This is a genomic window from Pantoea sp. PNA 14-12, assembly GCF_004364735.1.
Classification (GTDB): Bacteria; Pseudomonadota; Gammaproteobacteria; order Enterobacterales; family Enterobacteriaceae; genus Pantoea; species Pantoea stewartii.
Genome location: NZ_SOAJ01000001.1, coordinates 315,463 through 334,694, shown reverse-complemented (window position 1 = coordinate 334,694; position 19,232 = coordinate 315,463). Strand labels below are relative to the sequence as shown.

Below are 19,232 nucleotides of genomic sequence, written 5' to 3'. Positions count from 1 at the left end.
AAGTGTAGCGTAAAACGACCGGGATGGTACAGATTCTGTGTAGCAAAAGTGAACGCCGCGAAGCCTTTCAGATGACCAGCCCGTGGTCTTTTTTAACGGTTTATTCTCCCACTGCCACGCTGACCAGCCAGCGCCGAATCACCTTTTCATCCTCAGGCGTGACACCCGAAAGCAGGCTGGCCTCAACCGACTGAACCGCTACTTTGCACTGCGCGAGAACGTCACGCCCGGCGTCAGCAATCTCAATCACCTGAATTCTGCCGTGCACCGCGTGCGGACGACGACGAATCATTCCGGCCCGCTCCAGATTCGCCACAATGACGCTCATCGTCTGTGGCGTCAGCAGCGACAGACGCGCAAGGTCGGCACCCGATGCGCCGGGATAGGCCGCAAGCATGGTCAGCACCGAAAATTGCGGCAACGTGACGCCTTTATCCTTCAGCGCATTTTCCATTCTGATTTTATGAGCCGCATGGGCCTGCCGCAGCAGATAACCAATATGGCCTGACTCACCGCGTTTTCCTTCACCGGGTTCGGGGATGGCGGTGCTCTGCAGATCTGACTTGCGCATAATATAAGAGTTCATATATTGTTATTCGAACTCTTATATTAGCAGATGAGGTATATCGTGACATCGCTTAATCACCGTCGCAGCGACTGGTCTTCGTTCGAACATACCGCACCCGATGTGGTGGCAGCCTTAGCGATGCTGGGCAAAGCCGTTGACGATTCCGGGCTGGAAAAATCGCTCACTGAGCTGATCAAACTGCGCGCTTCACAGCTGAATGCGTGCGCTTTTTGCCTCCAGTACCATCTCAATCTGGCGCGTAAGACCGATTTGAGCCCGGTAAAAATGGATCTGGTCGCCGTATGGCGCGAAGCCGGTATCTATTCGGAGCAGGAATGTGCGGCGCTGGCCTGGACAGAGGCCCTGACCTTAATGGCGCAGCAGCCGGTTTCTGATGCGGTGTACGCTGAGGTCAGCCGCGTCTTCGATAAACAGGAGATCGCGTTTCTTACCTCGGCTGTTGCCGCGATCAATGCCTGGAACCGTATCGCAGGCGCGCTGCAGTTTGCCCCGCCGGTGCCTAAACGCTAGCGGTCTGCCGTCAGTGCTTCTGCCTGTGGGCGATATTGCAGCGGGTTCTGAAGCGCGTAAAGTGCGGTGCCCGTCGGGCCGCGATGTGGGGGCTACCGGTCAGATAATAAGGAAGGGCTGCCCGTGAACGGGCACTGGCGGACGGGGCGGCTTGCCCGGACACTGAGAAGGTTTCCTGCTTCACTGGCGCAAAGCTAAGGCGCAACTAAGCTGCGTGACGGAACGAACAGGGAAAAAAGAGGCGCTGTGTCGCCCTTAACACCGGGCCACGGCACACTGCAGGTGGAAGCAGATAAGCACGTCTGAAAACGCTGGCAATCCCCGCTGTAGGGATGTGTCCCCAGGCCTGTGCGGCGTAAAATCAACCGCACAGCAGGGACTTACCAGAAAATACCCGCCGCTGCTTCAGACTGCGCCAGCCAGACCGGTTTGGCGCTGGTTTTGCACCACATCCGATGCAGGTAGCTGTAGAAGCGCGCCCGATCCTGACGAAACAGCATAACTGGCAGAGCGAGCAGACCTGACAGGATGACCAGCGTTCGGCGCAAAATAATTTTGTGAAGTGGATAGGTGCGGTACATAGCAGCCTCCTGAGTAAAAAAACGTCATAAATGTGATCTGCGTCTAATATTACGCCGGGTTGGATGATTTTACTACTCATCTGACCACTAAATTTGCGTCTTTTTTGTTCTGCACGGGTAAGTTTATCTGGCCGTTATACCCAGGTTAATTATGAGTTACAGAGGTGATCCTTCAACGGATTTCATGGCAACACGGACGAACGCCAGAAAAGTTGATACAGTGTGTTTTCCCTTTTCAGGCAATGGCAGGATTGGTGTGACCACGGTTTTAATCATTGAAGATGAGAAAGAAATTCGCCGCTTCGTGCGCCTCGCGCTGGAAAGTGAAGGCCTGAAGGTTTTCGATGCTGAGACGCTGCAACGTGGGCTGATCGAAGCCGCCACGCGAAAGCCCGATTTAGTCATCCTTGATCTGGGTTTACCTGATGGCGACGGCAAGACGTTTATTGGTGAACTCCGTCAGTGGAGCACGCTGCCGGTTATTGTTCTCTCTGCCCGTACTGACGAGCAGGACAAAATTGACGCACTGGATGCTGGTGCCGATGATTACCTGACTAAACCTTTTGGGATTGGTGAACTGCTGGCGCGTGTTCGGGTCGCCCTGCGGCGTCATGCCGGGAAGCACCCCGATCCGAAGGTCAGCTTCGCCGACGTGGTCGTCGATATTGCCGCACGTCGTGTGCTGCGCGCGGGCGAAGAAGTTCACCTTACGCCCATCGAATTTCGTTTGCTGACCACATTACTGAATAATGCGGGGAAAGTTCTGACGCAGCGTCAGCTGCTGAATCAGGTCTGGGGACCCAACGCTGTCGAACACAGCCATTATCTACGCATTTATATGGGCCATCTGCGTCAAAAGCTTGAAGCCAATCCGACCCAACCCGTTCACCTGCTGACGGAAACCGGTATCGGCTATCGGTTCATGCCATAAAAAAAAGCGCCAGCGGCGCTTTTTTTTATTTAACAGATTTATCAGGCGTTTTTCAGCACTTCACTGACAATCTCGACGGCTTCTTTCTCGATCTGCGCACGGTGCTCTGCGCCCAGGAAGCTTTCACAGTAGATCTTATACGCGTCTTCGGTGCCCGATGGACGCGCAGCGAACCAGCCGTTTTCCGTCATGACTTTCAGTCCACCGATAGACGCGCCGTTACCGGGAGCGGCCGTTAAGCGCGCGGTAATCGGATCGCCCGCCAGCGTATCTGCACTAACCATTTCAGGTGACAGCTTCGACAATGCGGCTTTCTGCGCCGATGTTGCCGGTGCCTGCAGACGGTTGTAGCTTGGCGCACCGAAGCGTGCAGCCAGTTCGTCATAGTGCTGCTGCGGGTTCTTGCCCGTTACGGCCGTAATTTCTGCCGCCAGCAGACACAGGATGATCCCGTCTTTATCGGTTGACCAGGGTGTGCCGTCGAAGCGCAGGAATGACGCGCCCGCACTTTCTTCGCCGCCAAAACCAAAGCTGCCATCAAACAGGCCATCCACGAACCATTTAAAGCCCACCGGGACTTCTACCAGCTTGCGGCCAATATCGTCCACGACCCGGTCAATCATCGCACTGGACACGAGGGTTTTACCCACGGCAACGTCCTGACCCCACTGCGGACGGTGCTGGAACAAATAGTTGATCGCAACGGCCAGATAATGGTTTGGATTCATGAGCCCGGCAGGGGTAACAATGCCGTGACGGTCATAATCCGGATCGTTTCCGAAGGCCAGATCGAATTTGTCTTTGTAGGCCAGCAGCCCCGCCATGGCGCATTCGGACGAACAGTCCATGCGCACCACACCATCTTTGTCCAGGTGCATAAAGCGGAAAGTCTGGTCGACAGCGTCATTCACCAGCGTCAGATCCAGCTTGTAGTGCTCAGCGATACGCTGCCAGTAAGCGATCCCGGAACCGCCAAGCGGATCGACACCAATCTTCAGGCCCGCTTTCTGAATCGCAGGAATGTCGATGATCTGTGACAGACCTTCCACGTAAGGCTGAATCAGATCTTTTTCATGGATGTGGCCGCTGGCCCAGGCCTGATCCAGTGACAGACGTTTAACGTCTTTAAGGCCGTCTTTCAACAGCTGATTCGCGCGGTCTTCCACCACTTTGGTAACGTTGGTATCTGCCGGCCCACCGTTTGGCGGATTGTATTTAATGCCGCCATCTTCCGGGGGATTGTGCGACGGCGTAATCACAATGCCATCCGCCAGTGGGCCGCCGGATTTGTTGTGTTCAAGGATAGCGTTCGAAATCGCAGGCGTTGGCGTATAACCGTTATCCTGCTGAACGATCACATCAACCCCGTTTGCGGTCAGCACGGACAGCACGGACAGCAGCGCGGGCTCAGACAGCGCGTGCGTATCTTTACCCACATAGCACGGGCCGGTAATACCGTTCTTTTTACGCTCTTCCGCAATCGCCTGCGCAATCGCCAGAATGTGCTTTTCGTTAAAGCTGTGACGTCCTGCGCTACCGCGATGGCCTGATGTGCCAAATTTCACCGCATGTTCTGGATTCGCCACATCGGGCTGCAGGACATAATATTGTGAAGTTAATTGTGCAACGTTAATCAAATCGCTCTGCTGGGCAGGCTGCCCGGCACGGGGGTGATTGGCCATTGGCGCTTCTCCCTGACGCTTCAGTTTAAATGGTGCCGCAAACTTTCTCAGCCAGTTCCGATGGGAACTGCATCGACAGCATAATGTGTTCGATCATGCTGCGTTTACGACCGGTATTGGTATTCGTAATGACCCAGTACGGCGTGCCGGGCACATGCTTCGGCTTGGTATGGGTGCCGCTTTGCAGCAGCGTGTGCTCATCGCCTGCAAAATAGATGCGCGTACGGCCCTGCATGGAGGTGGTCGCCTCAGCAAACGCGGCCGTATCCAGACGATAGAGCGTTGACAAGATTAGCATAAAGCGATTTACCGCCCGCTTCTGCTCTGCATATTCATCAGAAAGCAGCAACTCGCGCACCGCACGAACACGATCCTGAGGGCGTGACTCATTCCCTGCCGACTGTGCCGTTTTAGATGGCTGCGAGGCGGCAACAGGCTGTGTTTCGGTCGCGGTGGCTGTCTGACCCGCAGTAAACTTCAGCATACGGCGCAGAATATCGGATGCGCTTTCGCCAATATGTTGCGTGTGGCTGGCAATATAACGGTAGAGCTCTTCGTCAACTTCGATCGTTTTCATCTTATTCCGTACGGTTTTGACTCACGACAGAACCCGCGATTTTCTGAAAATCCAGAGGTAAACACCGGGGTTTCAGGCCGTGTGCAGGTTCTAACATGAAGATTATAAAGTTAAATTCAGACAGGCTGATAGCATTCAAACGGTTTAGGGGCAAAAGTCAGAATATGTCCTAATGCCACCGGAAGCAGCGCACCTGAAAAGGTGAAACCATGATAACCTAAGCGCAGGTCTCACACTTAAGAACTTTGCTATGATTTTGAATGCCCGTCTGCAAACTGAACAATCTTCTGCTGATTCCACACCCGTTCTGCTCATTCACGGTTTGTTTGGCAGTCTTGATAACCTCGGCGTTCTGGCGCGCGGTCTGAAAGATGACCATCCGCTTATCCAGGTTGATGTGCGTAATCATGGCTTATCTCCGCGCGCTGACGAGATGACCTATCAGGTTATGGCCCAGGATATGCTGGACACGCTTGATGCGCAGGGCATTGCGCGCCTTTCCGTCATTGGTCACTCCATGGGCGGTAAAATTGCCATGACGATGAGCGCCCTGGCCCCTGAGCGGATAGAACAGATGGTGATGATCGACATTGCGCCCGTCGACTATCAGACGCGCCGCCACGACGAAATTTTTGCCGCGATCCGAGCCGTCACCGACGCGGGCGTGACGCTGCGCAGTGAGGCGGCCGAAATTATGCGTCAGCATCTTAATGAAGAAGGTGTGATTCAGTTCATCCTGAAATCGTTCAGTAGCGGTGAATGGCGCTTTAACGTTCCAGCGCTCTGGGACAACTATGCGCATATCACCGGCTGGGAAACGGTGCCCGCGTGGCCGCACCCGGCGTTGTTCATTCGCGGTGGTGACTCCCCTTATCTGGACAATCAGTACCGTGACGCGATACTGCAACAGTTTCCCGCCGCGCAGGCGCACGTGATTGGCGGTGCAGGTCACTGGGTCCACGCCGAAAAACCTGATGCTGTTTTACGCAGCATTCGCCGGTTTTTTGCACGATAAACCCGCTTAACTGGCTGTAAAAGTTTAGGATTGGCGTCCATGGTTAGCCTGGAGTATGATGGCGCGCTAAATTTTTGCCGTGGGCGCGTATCCACGGTAAAAGCCAGTAATTTAATCTGCGCAGCGGCACGATCCGTTTGCGCCCATTCAGTTGTACTAAGCCATGGCAAAAGAAAACACTGACCGCACGACGCTCGATCTGTTCGCTAACGAGCGTCGCCCTGGTCGCCCTAAAACCAGTCCGCTTACGCGTGATGAACAGCTGCGTATCAATAAACGCAATCAACTGAAACGTGACAAAGGGCGCGGGCTTCGCCGTGTCGAACTCAAAATGAACAGCCAGGCGGTAGAAGCGCTTAATACGCTGGCTGAACAGCGTAATCTCAGCCGCAGTGAATTAATTGAACAAATGCTGCTGGCGCAACTTAAACTGGACTAACGCACGCAAACCGCACACAGAAACAAATGTCGCGGCTTTACAAGTTCCGCCCTTTTGCGTGGTCTGCTATCATTTGCTGAATATGCTCAGGCATTCATTCTATCATCAGGATTTAAGAGGTTATTTTACCCATGGCAATCGTAGGCATCTTCTTTGGCAGCGATACCGGTAACACCGAAAACATTGCAAAAATGATCCAGAAACAACTGGGCAAAGACGTTGCAGAGGTTCACGACATCGCGAAAAGCACTAAAGAAGATCTGGAAGCCTTTGACATCCTGCTGCTGGGTATTCCGACCTGGTACTATGGTGAAGCACAGTGCGACTGGGATGACTTTTTCCCGACGCTGGAAGAGATCGACTTCAACGGTAAGCTGGTGGCGCTGTTCGGTTGTGGCGATCAGGAAGACTACGCCGAGTACTTCTGTGACGCGATGGGCACCATTCGTGACATCATCGAACCTAACGGTGCCATTATCGTGGGCCACTGGCCAACCGAGGGTTACCACTTCGAGGCCTCAAAAGGTCTGGCAGACGATAACCACTTCCTGGGCCTGGCGATTGATGAAGATCGCCAGCCAGAACTGACGAACGAACGCGTCGACAAGTGGGTTAAGCAGATCTTCGATGAACTGCAGCTCAAAGAAATTATCGAAGCCTGATAGCCGTGAGCGCAGTGTGGGCGCTGGTCCACACTGCATCAATGGCTTTTCCTATAAAAATAATAGCTACATTTTTGTAACTTTCCGCATTTAGTCTGTAGAATACCCGCATCGATCATCTGCTTATTTCCCTGGAATTGAGATGACACAACGCGAAATGGTAGCCAGCCCGCCCTCCATGCTTTGTACCGCGAACATCGCCACGGTTTCATCGCAGGCAGCATCGGTTTTCATTTCAGCGCATCAGTTCTATAATGAGACGCAAATGAGAATGGCGGTCGATCGACATACAGGCTACATGCCACAAGAGTGACCAAAGTAACAGGACAATATCCGCATGACTGACAACAACACCGCATTAAAGAAGGCTGGCCTGAAAGTCACCCTGCCCAGACTCAAAATTCTGGAAGTGCTTCAGGAACCTGCATGCCATCACGTCAGCGCGGAAGATCTGTATAAACGCCTGATTGATATGGGCGAAGAGATTGGACTGGCCACGGTTTACCGTGTACTGAACCAGTTCGACGATGCCGGCATTGTGACCCGCCACAACTTTGAAGGCGGTAAATCGGTGTTTGAGCTGACGCAGCAGCACCATCACGATCACCTGATCTGTCTGGATTGCGGTAAAGTCATTGAATTTAGTGATGAGTCTATTGAAACGCGTCAGCGTGATATCGCGACCCGTCACGGTATTAAGCTCACCAACCACAGCCTGTACCTGTATGGTCACTGTGCCCTGGGCGATTGCCGCGAAGACGAAACACTGCACGACAAGTAACGTTTGTCAGACGGTAAAGAAAAAGCCGATGCCTGCATCGGCTTTTTTGTGCCTGTCAGTCACGCCACCAGCGTTTCCTGCAGGTAGCGCCAGCGGGGCACCGAGGTGGAGCAGTCCAGAATCGCAACGGAAATGCGGCTTTTATTTTCCCCATTCATCATCTGCACTTCCCGATACTGAATGGTGACCTCGTTAGCGTGCTCTGACAGGATCACATGTTCGCTGGTCGCGATGCGCATCCCTTCCCGTGCGCCCTGTAAGCGGCGAAAGAGTTCTTCAACCTCATTGAGGTTCAGCATCTTGCCCTGTGGCGTGACCATCTGGAAGTCAGGATGAAAATGAGAAAGCAGCAGATGAAAGCTGTCACCACTGTCACGGCTGTGGTTAAAAATATGTTCAATGAGTTGATGTAAGACGACAACGCTGTGTTTGGCTTCCTGTGCGAAAACTGTCATTTTTTTCCTTTTTAACCCGCAAACAAAGACTACAGAGGGTTAGCGTACCTGAAAAAAAATAATTCACACCGGGAAAGTTATTAAAAAAATTAAACTGAGAGCGATTCCACAGAAGTAAAATTAATCGAATTAAACGGGTTCAGGACAAATGTCGGCGCTAAAAAAAATCCACCCAATAAAAAAGGGCGATTGCTCGCCCTTTACCGATCATCTGATGACCATGCGGCGTAAATTATTCGCCGTTTTTCGCCCAGGTATCGCGCAGACCAACAGTACGGTTAAACACTAACTGCGACGGTGTTGAATACACACTGTCAGCGCAGAAATAGCCTTCACGTTCGAACTGATAAGGCGCACTGGCTTCTGCGTCACGCAGACCGGGTTCAACGAAGCCGTGTTTAATCGCCAGCGAATCCGGATTGATTGTCGTCAGAAAATCATCCGCCGCACCCGGATTCGGGACGCTGAACAGACGGTCATACAGACGGAATTCTGCCGGTAGTGCATGTTCAGCTGAGACCCAGTGGATAACCCCTTTGACTTTACGGCCATCAGCAGGATCTTTGCTCAGCGTATCGACGTCACAGGTGCAGTAGATGCAGGTGATATTGCCTTCTTCATCTTTCGCGGTCCGTTCCGCACGGATGACATAGGCATTACGCAGACGCACTTCTTTACCCAGCACCAGGCGCTTATATTGCTTATTCGCCTCTTCGCGGAAGTCGGCACGATCGATCCAGATCTCGCGGCTAAAGGGAACATCGCGTGTGCCCATTTCCGGTTTGTTAGGATGATTTGGCATGCTGAGCACTTCATTGTGCCCGGCAGGCAGGTTTTCCAGCACAATTTTCACCGGATCCAGCACCGCCATCGCCCGCGGTGCATTTTCGTTGAGATCGTCGCGGATACAGGATTCCAGCGAAGCCATTTCAACGATGTTGTCCTGCTTCGTGATACCAATGCGGCGGCAGAACTCACGAATGGAGGCCGCGGTGTAACCACGACGACGCAAACCCGACACGGTTAACATGCGCGGATCGTCCCAGCCTTCAACATGCTTCTCGCTGACCAACTGCGTCAGTTTGCGTTTTGACATCACCGCATACTCCAGATTCAGGCGCGAAAACTCATACTGACGCGGATGAACAGGAATAGTAATGTTATCCAGCACCCAGTCATACAGGCGGCGGTTGTCCTGGAATTCCAGCGTGCAAAGGGAGTGCGTAATGCCTTCCAGCGCATCCGAAATGCAGTGGGTGAAATCGTACATCGGGTAGATGCACCACTTATTGCCGGTTTGATGATGCTCGGCAAACTTGATGCGGTACAGCACCGGATCGCGCATGACGATAAAGCTGGAAGCCATGTCGATTTTCGCGCGCAGACAGGCTTTGCCCTCTGCGAACTCGCCATTGCGCATTTTTTCAAACAGCGCGAGGTTCTCTTCCACACTGCGGTCGCGGTAAGGGCTGTTTTTACCCGGTGCCGTTAAGGTACCGCGGTATTCACGAATTTCGTCTGGCGTCAGTTCATCAACGTAGGCCAGGCCTTTGTTGATCAGTTCAACGGCATAGTGATAAAGCTGGTCGAAATAGTCAGATGAATAACGAACCTCGCCGCTCCAGGTAAAACCCAGCCACTGCACGTCACGCTTAATGGATTCGACGAACTCCATATCCTCTTTGACCGGATTGGTATCGTCAAAACGCAGATTGCACTCGCCCTGATAATCTTGTGCAATACCGAAATTCAGGCAGATTGATTTAGCATGGCCGATATGCAGATAACCATTTGGCTCTGGCGGAAAACGGGTATGCACACTGCTGTGCTTACCGCTCGCCAAATCCTCGTCAATAATCTGACGAATAAAGTTCGTTGGGCGGGCTTCAGCCTCACTCATCTCAAAATCCTCAACGCATAGAATGGGTGGTTTATACCACGTAATATCCGGGTATGATCCACAAAGCGTTGCAGAGAAACAACCGTTTGTTGAGCGATTAAAATAAAAAAGGCAGGAATCGCTTCCTGCCTTTTGTTGAGGATACAGGGAATTAGCCTTTTACTTCATACAGCGGGGTTTCACCGGCGATGACCTGGCCCTGCGTCAGCAGCGTTAAACCGGCGAAGTCTTCAATATTGCTCACCACCACCGGACTGATCATTGAGCGGGCATGGGCGTTAAGATAGTCCAGATCCATCTCCAGCACCGGCTGGCCTGCTGTGACCTGTGCACCCTCTTCCACTAAACGGGTAAAGCCCTGACCGTCCAGCGCCACGGTATCCAGCCCCATGTGCACGACGATCTCTACCCCGTTTTCACTTTCCAGACAGAAAGCATGGTTCGTGTTGAAAATTTTCACTACCGTACCGGCAACAGGCGCAACGACGCGCTTGTCGCTCGGCTTAATCGCCACGCCATCACCCACGGCTTTACTGGCGAAAGCCTCATCCGGCACCGCATCCAGTGCGATAACCTCACCGCTCACCGGGGCCACCAGCGTTGCGATAACGCGTTTTTCACTGTTCAGGACGGCCTGGGGTTTGGCCTCGTTAGCGGGGGCTGGCGCACTGCCACTGCTGGCTGCGCCAGCAACCGGGCCTTTCACCAGCACTTTTTTCATGGCCGTGGCGATACTTTCCGCCTGGGTACCCACGATAATCTGGACACTTTGCTTGTTGAGGCGAATCACACCCGACGCACCCAGCCGTTTTGCCACACCTTCGTTAACCTGGCCCGCATCTTTCACGTTCAGACGTAAACGGGTAATACAGGCATCAATGGCGGTAAGGTTGTCTGAACCGCCCACCGCGCCGATGTAGCGGCGTGCCAGTGATTCCGTGGCGCTTTCACCATTATCAGTGGTATCAACGTTCACGTCATAACCGTCCGCTTCATCCCCCGCTACCGCCAGTTCACGACCTGGGGTCATCAGGTTGAATTTTTTGATGGTAAAGCGGAAGACCAGATAATAAATCACGAAGAACACCAGGCCCTGCGGAATCAGCATGTACCATTGCGTCGCCAGGGGATTACGGGTAGAGAGCACCATATCCACTAATCCCGCACTGAAGCCAAAGCCGGCAATCCAGTGCATGCTGGCAGCGATAAAGACCGAGATGCCGGTCAGTACAGCATGGATGACATACAGTACCGGTGCCACGAACATAAAGGAGAATTCCAGCGGTTCGGTGATACCGGTAAAGAATGCTGCGAAAGCGGCCGCCAGCATGATACCGCCCACTTTTGCCCGGTTTTCAGGGCGAGCGCAATGGTAAATTGCCAGCGCCGCGCCCGGCAAACCGAACATCATAATTGGGAAGAAACCCGCCTGATAGCGGCCAGTGATGCCCGGGATAGCAGTGCCATTTGCCAGTGACTGCGCACCGCCGAGGAATTTAGGGATATCGTTAATGCCTGCTACGTCGAACCAGAAAACGGAGTTCAGCGCATGATGTAAGCCAACCGGAATAAGCAAACGGTTAAAGAAGGCGTAAACACCCGCACCAACCGATCCCAGTTTTTGTATATGCTCACCGAAGCTCACCAGACCATTAAAGATGACAGGCCAAATGTACATCAGGATAAATGCCACCAGAATCATCAGGAAGGACACCAGAATAGGCACCAGCCGACGCCCGCTAAAGAATGAGAACGCTTTGGGCAGTTCTACATGGCTAAAACGGTTATAGACTTCTGCGGACAGCACGCCTACCAGAATACCGACAAACTGGTTGCTGATTTTTCCAAACGCCGCCGGCACGTCCGCCACCGGGATTTTCTGGATCATGGCTACAGCAGCCGGTGAACACAGCGTAGTGACGACCAGGAAGCCCACAAAGCCGGTCAGTGCAGCCGCACCGTCTTTATCTTTTGACATGCCGTATGCAACGCCAATGGCGAACAGCACCGACATATTTTCGATGATCGCGCCACCGGATTTAATTAACAACGCGGCAAAGGCATTGCCTGCACCCCAGCTGTCAGGATCGATCCAGTACCCTATTCCCATTAAAATTGCTGCTGCGGGCAGCGTAGCGACCGGCACCATCAGGGCCCGCCCCACACGTTGTAAGTAACTTAACATTGACCTTTTCCCCCATTGAAACTGACTTATTGCATGGCTGCCGCTTAATGTTGTTATGTCAGCAGCCCGCTTCTGACGGCATTACACTCAGTGCTGAGGAGTGTAATAACAAATTAATTCGCTCTACAAATTAATAGCAGCCATTTGTGACAAAAATCACCAAAAATTGATTTTTAACGTCGACATGACTGGCTATGAACGCCCACTTATTTTATGATGCGAAATATCAAGACGCGCGTTTCCTTCCCATTCGCCTGTCCTCACCGGCAACATGGCTTTGCTGCGCGTCGAATCCTTCACTCACATTTGAGGTGCAACATGAGACTGATTCCTTTATCTACTCCCACTCAGGTCGGCAAATGGGCAGCGCGCCATATTGTGAACCGTATTAATGCGTTTAATCCCAGCGCTGACAAGCCCTTTATTCTGGGACTGCCTACGGGCGGTACGCCTCTGGAAGCGTACAAGCACCTGATCGATATGCATAAAGCGGGCCAGGTTAGCTTCAGACATGTCATTACCTTCAACATGGATGAATATGTCGGGCTGCCGAAAGAGCATCCGGAAAGCTACTACAGCTTTATGCATCGTAATTTCTTTGACCACGTTGATATTCAACCTGAAAACATCAATTTGCTGAATGGTAATGCGCCCGATATTGACGCAGAATGTCGCCGTTATGAAGATAAAATTCGGTCTCTGGGCAAAATCCACCTGTTCATGGGCGGCGTCGGTAATGATGGCCATATCGCCTTTAACGAACCCGCGTCGTCATTATCTTCACGCACTCGTATCAAAACGCTGACTCACGACACACGTGTGGCAAATTCACGCTTTTTTAACGGTGATGTTGATCAGGTGCCGAAATATGCCCTGACCGTTGGCGTGGGCACGCTGCTGGACGCTGAAGAAGTGATGATTCTGGTTACTGGTCACGTTAAAGCACAGGCGTTGCAGGCTGCCGTGGAAGGAAACGTGAACCACATGTGGACAATCAGTTGCCTGCAACTCCATCCTAAATCCGTGGTGGTCTGCGACGAGCCCGCGACCATGGAGTTGAAAGTTAAAACGGTGAAGTACTTCCGTGAAATGGAAGCGGAAAATATGCAGGGCGTTTAATACCGTTATTACGTCACCTGCTGTCAGATGCACGAGCGGCAGGTAAGCCGGGAGAAGAAGATGTACGCATTAGTCAATGGCCGAATCTACAGCGGCTACGAAATTCTGGATCACCATGCCGTGGTGATCGCTGACGGACGCATTGAACGGGTTTGCCCTGTTACTGCCTTGCCGTCAGGCATTGAACAGCAGGACGTAAGCGGCGCCATTATCGCGCCCGGCTTTATCGACCTGCAGCTTAACGGCTGTGGCGGCGTCCAGTTTAATGACGATATAGACGCCATCAGCGTGGAAACGCTGGAAACCATGCATCGCGCCAATGTGAAATCGGGCTGTACCAGCTTTCTGCCTACGCTGATTACCAGCAGTGACGCACTGATGGTGCGCGCGGTGGAAACAATGCGCGCCTTTTTGCAGAAGTATCCTCACGTTATGCTGGGCTTACATCTGGAAGGCCCCTGGCTGAGTGTGGCGAAAAAGGGCACACATAACCCTGCCCTGATCCGTGAGCCCGATGCGCAGATGGTGCAATTCCTTTGCGACAACGCAGACGTGATCAGCAAAGTTACGCTGGCACCCGAAGTGGTGGGCAGCGCGGTGATTCGCCAACTGAGCGAAGCGGGTATCGTGGTCTCAGCCGGGCATTCCAGTGCCACTTATGAAGAGGCAAAAGCGGGGTTTGCGGCGGGCATTACGTTCGCCACGCATCTCTATAATGCGATGCCTGCCTTTGCCGGACGTGAGCCCGGCCTCATCGGTGCGCTGTTTGATGCGCCTGATGTATACTGCGGCATTATTGCAGATGGTTTACATGTCCATTACGCTAACGTCCGCAATGCTAAACGCATCAAAGGTGACAAACTGGTGTTGGTCACCGACGCGACAGCACCGGCGGGCGCTGCTATCGATAAGTTTATTTTTGCTGGTAAAACAATCTATTATCGTAACGGGCTGTGCGTGGATGAGCAGGGCACGCTAAGCGGTTCAGCACTGACAATGATTGAAGCCGTACAAAACTGCGTTGAGCATGCGGGCATTGCGTTGGATGAAGCCCTGCGCATGGCATCACTTTATCCCGCACAGGCAATGGGCGTTGAAAAACAGTCAGGTACGATTCAGGCAGGGAAACTCGCCAACCTGACGGTTTTTACACGCGACTTTAAAATTATTAAGACGTTAGTCAATGGAGATAACGTCCTGAGCGAGTAAGCACTGAATGACCACTGGCGGCCAGACTCAAATTGGAAATGTCGATCTTGTCAAACAACTGAATAGCGCGGCCGTCTACCGGTTAATCGACCAGCAAGGGCCGATTTCACGTATTCAGATTGCGGATTTAAGCCAACTTGCTCCCGCCAGTGTCACCAAAATTACACGTCAGCTTATTGAGCGCGGTTTGATTAAAGAAGTGGACCAGCAGGCGTCCACTGGCGGTCGCCGCGCCATTTCTATCGTGACGGAAACCCGCCACTTTCACACCATCGGTGTGCGCCTTGGCCGCAATGATGCCACGCTAACCCTGTTCGATTTAAGCGGTAAATCCCTGGCTCAGCAGGATTATCCCCTGCCCCAGCGCACGCAGGAAGCACTCGAACAGGCCTTGTTCGATGCCATTGCGCATTTTATCCAGCAGAGTGAAGCGAAAATTCGCGAGCTAATCGCGATTTCCGTGATTTTGCCCGGCCTCGTTGATCCGCTTAATGGCGTAATCCGCTACATGCCGCATATTCATGTGAATCAGTGGCCGCTGGTTGCTAATCTAAAGCACCGGTTTAACGTCACCAGTTTTGTGGGCCATGATATTCGCAGCCTGGCGCTGGCTGAGCACTATTTTGGCGCAACGCGCGATTGTGCCGACTCGATATTAGTGCGCCTGCATCGGGGAACCGGCGCAGGCATTATCGCCAACGGGCAGATTTTTTTGGGCAGTAATGGCAATGTCGGTGAAATCGGTCATATTCAGGTCGATCCCCTGGGGGAACGCTGCCACTGTGGCAACTTTGGCTGTCTTGAAACCATTGCGGCAAACAGCGCCATTGAACATCGTGTAAGCGAGCTACTGAATAAAGGCTACCCGAGCATCCTGACTCAGGCGGCGTGCCAGATGCAGCATATCTGCCAGGCCGCCAATCAGGGCGATGCGTTAGCCTGCGAAGTTGTCGAGCATGTGGGGCGTTATCTGGGTAAGGCGATTGCAATTGCGATCAACCTGTTTAACCCGCAAAAAATCGTGCTGGCAGGCGAGATCACCGAAGCAGAACGTGTCTTGCTACCCGCGATTGAAAGTTGCATTAATACGCAGACACTGGCGGCCTTTCGTAAAAATCTGCCTGTGGTGCGTTCACAACTCGATCATCGCTCGGCGATCGGCGCCTTTGCGCTGGCGAAACGAGCGATGTTAAACGGCATCCTGCTGCAACATCTTTTGGAAGACTAAGCGCAGCCTGTTTTCTGACAGCGCGCATCGGAACACATTTATGACGATTAAAAATGTAATTTGTGACATTGATGGCGTGCTGATGCACGACAATACCGCGGTGCCCGGTGCAAAAGAGTTTTTGCAGCGCATTCTGGCTAAAGATATGCCATTAGTGGTGCTGACCAACTACCCTTCCCAGACGGCGCGGGACTTAGCCAATCGCTTCTCCTCCGCGGGCATCGACATCCCGGATTCGGTGTTTTACACCTCAGCCATGGCGACCGCTGACTTTCTGCGTCGTCAGGAAGGCAAAAAAGCCTATGTCATTGGTGAGGGTGCGCTGGTGCACGAACTCTACAAAGCGGGCTTTACCATCACTGACGTTAACCCGGACTTTGTCATCGTGGGCGAAACCCGGTCGTTTAACTGGGACATGATGCATAAGGCGGCTTTCTTTGTGGCAAACGGGGCGCGTTTCATTGCCACCAATCCCGACACGCACGCCAGGGGATTCGTGCCCGCCTGCGGTGCCTTGTGTGCCGGTATTGAAAAGATCTCCGGTCGCAGGCCGTTTTATGTCGGCAAACCCAGCCCGTATATCATGCGTGCCGCGCTGAATAAAATGCAGGCGCACTCTGAGGACACGGTGATCGTGGGTGACAACCTTCGCACCGATATTCTGGCCGGTTTTCAGGCCGGACTGGAAACCATTCTTGTCCTGTCTGGGGTGTCAACCCTGAGCGATATTGACGCGATGCCTTTCCGTCCTGACTGGATTTTCCCTTCCGTGGCCGATATCGATCTCTTCTAAACGTTCAGCTTATGACGCACTGCCGCCTCAGGCAGTGCATTCCCCTTCCTTGCCCCTCTCTGCTGGCTTGAGATCGTTCAAAAAACACCCCAAAATCACTTTTTATTGCCGATTCATCAATAAAAAGACACTTTCATTAGATAAAATTCAATATCCAGGGTTATTCAACAACCTTTTTATCAGTGAAACACGATTCCTCTTGCATTGTGCACCTGAAATAACGCATTTTCTTATACATCACGCAGCGAACGGCTGCCGGACAAACGTAAAATTACATCGCCGCAGGTGAGTTCAGGAGTCAGATATGTGTTCTATTTTTGGTGTGCTGGATCTGAAAAGCGATCCCGTTGAGTTACGTAAAAAAGCATTGGAAAGCTCACGCTTAATGCGTCACCGTGGGCCGGACTGGTCAGGTGTGTATGCTGACGACCACGCGATCCTTGCTCACGAACGTCTCTCAATTGTCGACGTCAACAACGGTGCACAGCCACTGTATAACGCCGATCACACTCACGTTCTGGCCGTCAACGGTGAAATCTACAACCATCAGGCCCTGCGCGCAGAGTTAAGCGATCGTTATAGTTTCCAGACCGGTTCGGACTGCGAAGTCATTCTGGCGCTGTATCAGGAAAAAGGCGTCGATTTCCTGGACGAGTTGCAGGGCATGTTTGCCTTTATCCTGTACGACACCGTGAAGCAAACGTATCTGATTGGTCGCGACCATATCGGTATCATTCCGCTGTATATGGGCAACGATGAGCACGGCAACCTGTTTGTGGCGTCTGAAATGAAGGCACTGGTGCCGGTTTGCCGCACCATTAAAGAATTCCCACCGGGAAGCTACCTTTCCAGTACTGACGGTGAAATTCGTCGTTACTGGCAGCGTGACTGGATGGAATACAAAAACGTTGAAAACAACGTGACTGACGCGGCTGGCCTGAAACATGCGCTGGAAGAGTCGGTAAAAAGTCATCTGATGTCAGACGTTCCTTATGGCGTGCTGCTGTCTGGCGGTCTGGATTCTTCTATTATTTCAGCCGTGACCAAGCGTTTTGCCGCTAAGCGCGTTGAAGATCAGGACAAAAGCGATGCCTGGTGGCCACAGCTGCACTCTTTTGCCGTCGGTCTGGAAGGCTCACCGGATCTGAAAGCAGCCAAACTGGTTGCCGAGCACCTGGGTACGGTTCACCATGAAATCCACTTCACGGTGCAGGAAGGTCTGGATGCTATTCGTGACGTGATCTACCACATTGAGACCTACGATGTGACCACCATTCGTGCCTCCACGCCGATGTACCTGATGTCGCGTAAGATCAAAGCGATGGGCATTAAAATGGTGCTGTCAGGCGAAGGCGCAGATGAAGTCTTCGGTGGCTACCTCTATTTCCATAAAGCGCCTGATGCCAAAGAATTCCATGAAGAGAACGTGCGTAAGCTGCTGGCTCTGCACATGTTTGACTGTGCTCGCGCCAACAAAGCGATGTCCGCCTGGGGCGTAGAAGCGCGCGTGCCGTTCCTGGATAAGAAATTCCTGGATGTCGCCATGCGTATCAACCCACAGGACAAGATGTGCGGCAGCAACGGTAAAATGGAAAAACACATTCTGCGCGAATGTTTCTCTTCCTATCTGCCGGAAAGCGTTGCCTGGCGTCAGAAAGAGCAGTTCTCTGACGGCGTAGGTTACAGCTGGATTGACACGCTGAAAGAAGTAGCGGCTAAGCAGATTAGCGATCAGCAACTGGCGACGGCGCATTTCCGCTTCCCGTATAACACGCCGGGTTCGAAAGAAGCGTATCTCTATCGCGAAATTTTCGAAGAACTGTTCCCACTGCCAAGTGCTGCCGAGTGCGTGCCAGGTGGGCCGTCTGTTGCCTGTTCGTCGGCAAAAGCGATTGAGTGGGATGAAGCCTTCAAAAACATGGACGATCCTTCAGGACGTGCCGTGGGCGTGCACCAGTCCGCTTACAAATAAGTGCTATACTGAGTGAACAGATGGGCCAGTAATGGCCCATTTTTTGTGGAGTTGCCGTTGTATTCACTGAAAAATTGCCGAATAAAGCACCACCCTGGTTATAAGCCAGACAAACAGGCGTTTGAAGGCAAAAAACGGCAAAAAACTTGTTGACGCTGTGTAGTCAACTCCGCATAATGCGCCCCGCAACGCCGATGAAGGTTGCGCGAAAAAAGATGGCTACGTAGCTCAGCTGGTTAGAGCACAGCACTCATAATGCTGGGGTCACAGGTTCGATTCCCGTCGTAGCCACCATCTTTTTTTTGCGGGAGTGGCGAAATTGGTAGACGCACCAGATTTAGGTTCTGGCGCCGCAAGGTGTGCGAGTTCAAGTCTCGCCTCCCGCACCATTTCACGAGTCGGCAGCATGGATGGGGTATCGCCAAGCGGTAAGGCACCGGTTTTTGATACCGGCATTCCCTGGTTCGAATCCAGGTACCCCAGCCAATTTCGATGTATCTCGCGGCTGCGAGTGGACGAATGGGATATCGCCAAGCGGTAAGGCACCGGTTTTTGATACCGGCATTCCCTGGTTCGAATCCAGGTATCCCAGCCATCATCGAAA

18 protein-coding genes and 4 tRNA genes are annotated in these 19,232 nt (G+C 52.6%); 15 read left to right on the top strand and 7 right to left on the bottom strand.

Going from position 1 to position 19,232, the window contains the following annotated elements; translation table 11 throughout:
• Window positions 1-100 precede the first annotated feature (100 nt).
• Window positions 101-571, bottom strand: coding sequence for a MarR family transcriptional regulator (locus C7434_RS01690; RefSeq protein WP_133745080.1), 471 nt, complete (start codon window positions 569-571; stop codon window positions 101-103).
• A gap of 57 nt (window positions 572-628) precedes the next feature.
• On the opposite strand from C7434_RS01690, the gene C7434_RS01685 reads away from it, so the two are divergent.
• Window positions 629-1,099 carry a carboxymuconolactone decarboxylase family protein gene (locus C7434_RS01685; RefSeq protein ID WP_133745079.1) on the top strand — a complete coding sequence of 157 codons (471 nt, stop codon included), beginning with the start codon at window positions 629-631 and terminating at the stop codon, window positions 1,097-1,099.
• A gap of 380 nt (window positions 1,100-1,479) precedes the next feature.
• On the opposite strand, the gene C7434_RS01680 is transcribed toward C7434_RS01685, so the two are convergent.
• Complete coding sequence (locus tag C7434_RS01680) at window positions 1,480-1,680, bottom strand: YbfA family protein (protein ID WP_054634317.1); 201 nt, start codon at window positions 1,678-1,680, stop codon at window positions 1,480-1,482.
• Window positions 1,681-1,936: 256 nt separating this feature from the next.
• Between C7434_RS01680 and kdpE the strand changes: the two genes are divergently transcribed.
• Complete coding sequence (gene kdpE / locus C7434_RS01675; protein ID WP_006118436.1) at window positions 1,937-2,611, top strand: two-component system response regulator KdpE; 675 nt, start codon at window positions 1,937-1,939, stop codon at window positions 2,609-2,611.
• A 41-nt stretch (window positions 2,612-2,652) separates the two neighbouring features.
• Here the strand turns inward: kdpE and pgm are convergent, their stop codons facing one another.
• Together pgm and seqA are read right to left on the bottom strand one after the other, a co-directional pair.
• Window positions 2,653-4,293 carry a phosphoglucomutase (alpha-D-glucose-1,6-bisphosphate-dependent) gene (pgm, locus tag C7434_RS01670; RefSeq protein WP_033739321.1) on the bottom strand — a complete coding sequence of 547 codons (1,641 nt, stop codon included), beginning with the start codon at window positions 4,291-4,293 and terminating at the stop codon, window positions 2,653-2,655.
• Between the two features lie 25 nt (window positions 4,294-4,318).
• Window positions 4,319-4,870: a replication initiation negative regulator SeqA gene (seqA, locus tag C7434_RS01665; protein WP_006118434.1), complete on the bottom strand. Its 552-nt coding sequence runs from the start codon at window positions 4,868-4,870 to the stop codon at window positions 4,319-4,321.
• A 250-nt stretch (window positions 4,871-5,120) separates the two neighbouring features.
• On the opposite strand from seqA, the gene ybfF reads away from it, so the two are divergent.
• From ybfF to fur, 4 genes are all read left to right on the top strand, one after another.
• Window positions 5,121-5,885, top strand: a complete 765-nt coding sequence (ybfF, locus tag C7434_RS01660) for an esterase (RefSeq protein WP_033739319.1) — start codon at window positions 5,121-5,123, stop codon at window positions 5,883-5,885.
• A gap of 163 nt (window positions 5,886-6,048) precedes the next feature.
• Window positions 6,049-6,324 carry a LexA regulated protein gene (gene ybfE / locus C7434_RS01655; protein WP_006118432.1) on the top strand — a complete coding sequence of 92 codons (276 nt, stop codon included), beginning with the start codon at window positions 6,049-6,051 and terminating at the stop codon, window positions 6,322-6,324.
• A gap of 131 nt (window positions 6,325-6,455) precedes the next feature.
• Window positions 6,456-6,986 (top strand): flavodoxin FldA, encoded by a 531-nt coding sequence (gene fldA / locus C7434_RS01650; protein ID WP_006118431.1) that lies wholly within the window; start codon window positions 6,456-6,458, stop codon window positions 6,984-6,986.
• A gap of 337 nt (window positions 6,987-7,323) precedes the next feature.
• On the top strand, window positions 7,324-7,767 hold the full coding sequence (gene fur, locus C7434_RS01645; protein WP_033739317.1) for a ferric iron uptake transcriptional regulator: 444 nt from the start codon (window positions 7,324-7,326) through the stop codon (window positions 7,765-7,767).
• A gap of 59 nt (window positions 7,768-7,826) precedes the next feature.
• Here the strand turns inward: fur and C7434_RS01640 are convergent, their stop codons facing one another.
• From C7434_RS01640 to nagE, 3 genes are all read right to left on the bottom strand, one after another.
• Window positions 7,827-8,222, bottom strand: a complete 396-nt coding sequence (locus tag C7434_RS01640) for a hypothetical protein (RefSeq protein WP_033739315.1) — start codon at window positions 8,220-8,222, stop codon at window positions 7,827-7,829.
• 232 nt (window positions 8,223-8,454) lie between these two features.
• Window positions 8,455-10,122 (bottom strand): glutamine--tRNA ligase, encoded by a 1,668-nt coding sequence (gene glnS / locus C7434_RS01635; RefSeq protein ID WP_006118428.1) that lies wholly within the window; start codon window positions 10,120-10,122, stop codon window positions 8,455-8,457.
• A 151-nt stretch (window positions 10,123-10,273) separates the two neighbouring features.
• A complete protein-coding gene (gene nagE, locus C7434_RS01630; protein WP_058701104.1) occupies window positions 10,274-12,307 on the bottom strand; it encodes an N-acetylglucosamine-specific PTS transporter subunit IIBC in 2,034 nt (677 codons plus the stop codon).
• 318 nt (window positions 12,308-12,625) lie between these two features.
• On the opposite strand from nagE, the gene nagB reads away from it, so the two are divergent.
• From nagB to C7434_RS01585, 9 genes are all read left to right on the top strand, one after another.
• The gene (nagB, locus tag C7434_RS01625) at window positions 12,626-13,426 is read left to right on the top strand and encodes a glucosamine-6-phosphate deaminase (RefSeq protein ID WP_039337946.1); all 801 of its coding nucleotides are present in this window, start codon (window positions 12,626-12,628) and stop codon (window positions 13,424-13,426) included.
• A gap of 60 nt (window positions 13,427-13,486) precedes the next feature.
• The gene (nagA, locus tag C7434_RS01620; RefSeq protein ID WP_033739310.1) at window positions 13,487-14,635 is read left to right on the top strand and encodes an N-acetylglucosamine-6-phosphate deacetylase; all 1,149 of its coding nucleotides are present in this window, start codon (window positions 13,487-13,489) and stop codon (window positions 14,633-14,635) included.
• Between the two features lie 7 nt (window positions 14,636-14,642).
• Entirely contained in the window at window positions 14,643-15,863 is a 1,221-nt protein-coding gene (locus C7434_RS01615) for an N-acetylglucosamine repressor (protein WP_033739308.1), read from the top strand.
• A gap of 40 nt (window positions 15,864-15,903) precedes the next feature.
• A complete protein-coding gene (locus tag C7434_RS01610; protein WP_033739305.1) occupies window positions 15,904-16,656 on the top strand; it encodes an HAD-IIA family hydrolase in 753 nt (250 codons plus the stop codon).
• 304 nt (window positions 16,657-16,960) lie between these two features.
• Window positions 16,961-18,628 carry an asparagine synthase B gene (asnB, locus tag C7434_RS01605; RefSeq protein WP_006118422.1) on the top strand — a complete coding sequence of 556 codons (1,668 nt, stop codon included), beginning with the start codon at window positions 16,961-16,963 and terminating at the stop codon, window positions 18,626-18,628.
• A gap of 217 nt (window positions 18,629-18,845) precedes the next feature.
• Window positions 18,846-18,922: transfer RNA gene (locus tag C7434_RS01600), tRNA-Met, on the top strand.
• 10 nt (window positions 18,923-18,932) lie between these two features.
• Window positions 18,933-19,017 (top strand) — tRNA-Leu (locus C7434_RS01595).
• A 22-nt stretch (window positions 19,018-19,039) separates the two neighbouring features.
• Window positions 19,040-19,114 (top strand) — tRNA-Gln (locus tag C7434_RS01590).
• A gap of 34 nt (window positions 19,115-19,148) precedes the next feature.
• Window positions 19,149-19,223, top strand: a tRNA-Gln gene (locus C7434_RS01585).
• Window positions 19,224-19,232: the final 9 nt, after the last annotated feature.

What these genes read in the sequence shown, in the direction of transcription:
- C7434_RS01690 (WP_133745080.1), bottom strand. Translation starts at nt 571, where the DNA reads ATGCGCAAGTCAGATCTGCAGAGCACCGCCATCCCCGAACCCGGTGAA.
- C7434_RS01680 (WP_054634317.1), bottom strand. Translation starts at nt 1,680, where the DNA reads ATGTACCGCACCTATCCACTTCACAAAATTATTTTGCGCCGAACGCTG.
- pgm (WP_033739321.1), bottom strand. Translation starts at nt 4,293, where the DNA reads ATGGCCAATCACCCCCGTGCCGGGCAGCCTGCCCAGCAGAGCGATTTG.
- seqA (WP_006118434.1), bottom strand. Translation starts at nt 4,870, where the DNA reads ATGAAAACGATCGAAGTTGACGAAGAGCTCTACCGTTATATTGCCAGC.
- ybfF (WP_033739319.1), top strand. Translation starts at nt 5,121, where the DNA reads ATGATTTTGAATGCCCGTCTGCAAACTGAACAATCTTCTGCTGATTCC.
- ybfE (WP_006118432.1), top strand. Translation starts at nt 6,049, where the DNA reads ATGGCAAAAGAAAACACTGACCGCACGACGCTCGATCTGTTCGCTAAC.
- fldA (WP_006118431.1), top strand. Translation starts at nt 6,456, where the DNA reads ATGGCAATCGTAGGCATCTTCTTTGGCAGCGATACCGGTAACACCGAA.
- fur (WP_033739317.1), top strand. Translation starts at nt 7,324, where the DNA reads ATGACTGACAACAACACCGCATTAAAGAAGGCTGGCCTGAAAGTCACC.
- C7434_RS01640 (WP_033739315.1), bottom strand. Translation starts at nt 8,222, where the DNA reads ATGACAGTTTTCGCACAGGAAGCCAAACACAGCGTTGTCGTCTTACAT.
- glnS (WP_006118428.1), bottom strand. Translation starts at nt 10,122, where the DNA reads ATGAGTGAGGCTGAAGCCCGCCCAACGAACTTTATTCGTCAGATTATT.
- nagE (WP_058701104.1), bottom strand. Translation starts at nt 12,307, where the DNA reads ATGTTAAGTTACTTACAACGTGTGGGGCGGGCCCTGATGGTGCCGGTC.
- nagB (WP_039337946.1), top strand. Translation starts at nt 12,626, where the DNA reads ATGAGACTGATTCCTTTATCTACTCCCACTCAGGTCGGCAAATGGGCA.
- nagA (WP_033739310.1), top strand. Translation starts at nt 13,487, where the DNA reads ATGTACGCATTAGTCAATGGCCGAATCTACAGCGGCTACGAAATTCTG.
- C7434_RS01615 (WP_033739308.1), top strand. Translation starts at nt 14,643, where the DNA reads ATGACCACTGGCGGCCAGACTCAAATTGGAAATGTCGATCTTGTCAAA.
- C7434_RS01610 (WP_033739305.1), top strand. Translation starts at nt 15,904, where the DNA reads ATGACGATTAAAAATGTAATTTGTGACATTGATGGCGTGCTGATGCAC.
- asnB (WP_006118422.1), top strand. Translation starts at nt 16,961, where the DNA reads ATGTGTTCTATTTTTGGTGTGCTGGATCTGAAAAGCGATCCCGTTGAG.